General features: G+C 72.2%; 3 protein-coding genes. All 3 read right to left on the minus strand.

Annotated elements, in window-relative coordinates; genetic code table 11:
* A partial coding sequence (locus EIO58_RS16825) for a YbaK/EbsC family protein (RefSeq protein WP_164861817.1) occupies positions 1-459 on the minus strand: 459 nt, incomplete at its 3' end.
* 9 nt (positions 460-468) lie between these two features.
* Complete coding sequence (locus EIO58_RS16830; RefSeq protein ID WP_127820434.1) at positions 469-1272, minus strand: methyltransferase domain-containing protein; 804 nt, start codon at positions 1270-1272, stop codon at positions 469-471.
* A 151-nt stretch (positions 1273-1423) separates the two neighbouring features.
* The coding region (locus EIO58_RS16835; RefSeq protein WP_205789347.1) for an endonuclease domain-containing protein at positions 1424-2053 on the minus strand (630 nt) is incomplete at its 5' end.

A 2053-nucleotide genomic window follows, 5' to 3' on the forward strand; every position in this document is an offset into this window, starting at 1 on the left:
GCGGACGAGCTCGTCGAAGGTCAGCGGGAACACGGCGTGCGGCGTGCCGCCCGCCGCCCAGACCTCGGGATACCGGGCGAGGTCCTCGTCGACGATCGTCGTGAGCGGCGCCGGGTGGCCGGTCGGCGCGACGCCGCCGATCGCCTGACCGGTCGCCTCGCGCACCTGCTCGGGAGTCGCACGCGCGATGGCCGATCGCCCGAGGCGCTCGGCGAGCGCGGCGGTGTCGACGCGATGCGCACCGCTCGTCATGACGAGGAGCGGCTCGTCGTCGCTCCAGAACACCAGGCTGTTGGCGATCGCGCCGACCTCGACTCCGAGGGCTGCGGCGGCGAGGGGCGCGGTGGATGCGGCATCCGGCAGCAGGACGATGTCGCCCGCGATCCCCGCGGCGCGCAGCGAGTCGTGGACGAGACGGCTGCGGGTCGGAAGCTCGGCGGGGGCAGGCGTTTCGGTCACGACGCCAGCCTATGACGGCGTCGCGGTACCACGCGCGAGGATCTCGCCGTGCGGCATCAGCAGCCAGCCGTCCTCGGCGGCGGCCCATTCGCGCCACCCGTCCGAGACGCGATGCAGCAGTGCGTCGTCGGCGCCGGTCGCCCGAGCAGCGTCGGCGAAGGCGGACTGCAGCACACGGTCGGCCCACATCCCGCCCCACCAGGCGCGGTCGGCTTCATCTTCGAAGAGCCACAGCGAGGCGGTCGCGCGGATCCCGGCCAGGCCCGCCTCGTGTGCCCACGCCTTGAGCCGCCGGCCGGCCGCCGGCTCGCCCGCGACGCTGCGGTGCGTCACCAGATACAGCGCGAGCCATTCGTCCAGGGCGGGGACGAGCGGGTACCAGATCACGCCGGGATAGTCGACGTCGCGGGCGGCCACGAGTCCGCCGGGGCCGGCGATCCGGCCGAGCTCCCGCAGCATGTCGACGGGACGCTCCACGTGCTGCAGCACCTGGTGCGCATGCACGACGTCGAACTCGCCGGCGCCATAGGGCAGGTGGTACGCGTCGCCGACCTCGAACGCGAGGTTCGCCGCGGTGTGCTCGCCAGCAGCCTGCGCGATGACGTCGGCCGAGGCGTCCGTCCCCACGACACGGCCGGGCGCGACGCGCCGAGCGAGGTCGGCAGTGATCGTGCCCGGTCCGCTGCCGACGTCGAGCACCGACATCCCGGGTGCCAGGTGCGTCAGGAGGTACGCCGCCGAGTTCTCGGCGGTGCGCCACCGGTGCGATCGCAGAACGCTCTCGTGATGTCCGTGGGTGTAGGCGTCCGGCATCCGTCGACAGTACCGCGGGGGGATGCCGCGCCTCCCGTCCGCCGGACGCTCGTGTCGCAGGACGAAACGCCCGCTCCGATGCGCTACGCCGCAGACACGCCCGATATCGCGAGAACGTCCTGCGACACGGAACGCACCCCGCGCCCGCGTGTCAGCCGCGCACCGCTCGCCTGACTCGGAGGCCCCTCACGGCGGCCACCACGCTCTCCGCGTTCCAGAAGATGTCGGCCGCGATCGGCCGGTACGTCACGTAGCCGAGGGCGGCAGCCGCCTGGTCGCGGCGACGGTCCTCGACCTGGGCCGTCCATTTGTTGTGGTGGGCCTTGTTGCCGCACTCGACGATGAGCCAGCCGTCGACGACGAAGTCGACGCGGCCGACTCCCAGAATGTCGACCTGACTCTCCACGTGGCATCCGTGCCGCTTCAGGATCAGTCGCATGAGGCTCTCGGATCCGGACTCCGCCGACGGGTCGAGCTGGCGCCGGAGCGTCCGGAGCCGTCGCGGCAGCGCGGCGAAGATCGCGTCGAGGTCACTCTCGCCGATGAGACCTCGATGCAGCGCGGAGTCCAGCGTTGCGATCGCCGCTCTCATCGGCTGACACGTGACTGCCAGGACGAGCGCGTCGACGATGTCGGTGCTCGACCAGCCGTCTGCGCTGGACTGGGTCCAATGCACGCGTACCCCGGGCGACCTCCGCAGACGCGAGCGCGTCGACGGCACCGCGATGTGCACATCCGATGCGTCCCACACGAACACACCCCACCGCGCGAGCTCCGACAC

Source organism: Microbacterium sp. CPCC 204701 (genome assembly GCF_004010105.1).
In the GTDB taxonomy this organism is placed as follows: Bacteria; Actinomycetota; Actinomycetes; order Actinomycetales; family Microbacteriaceae; genus Microbacterium.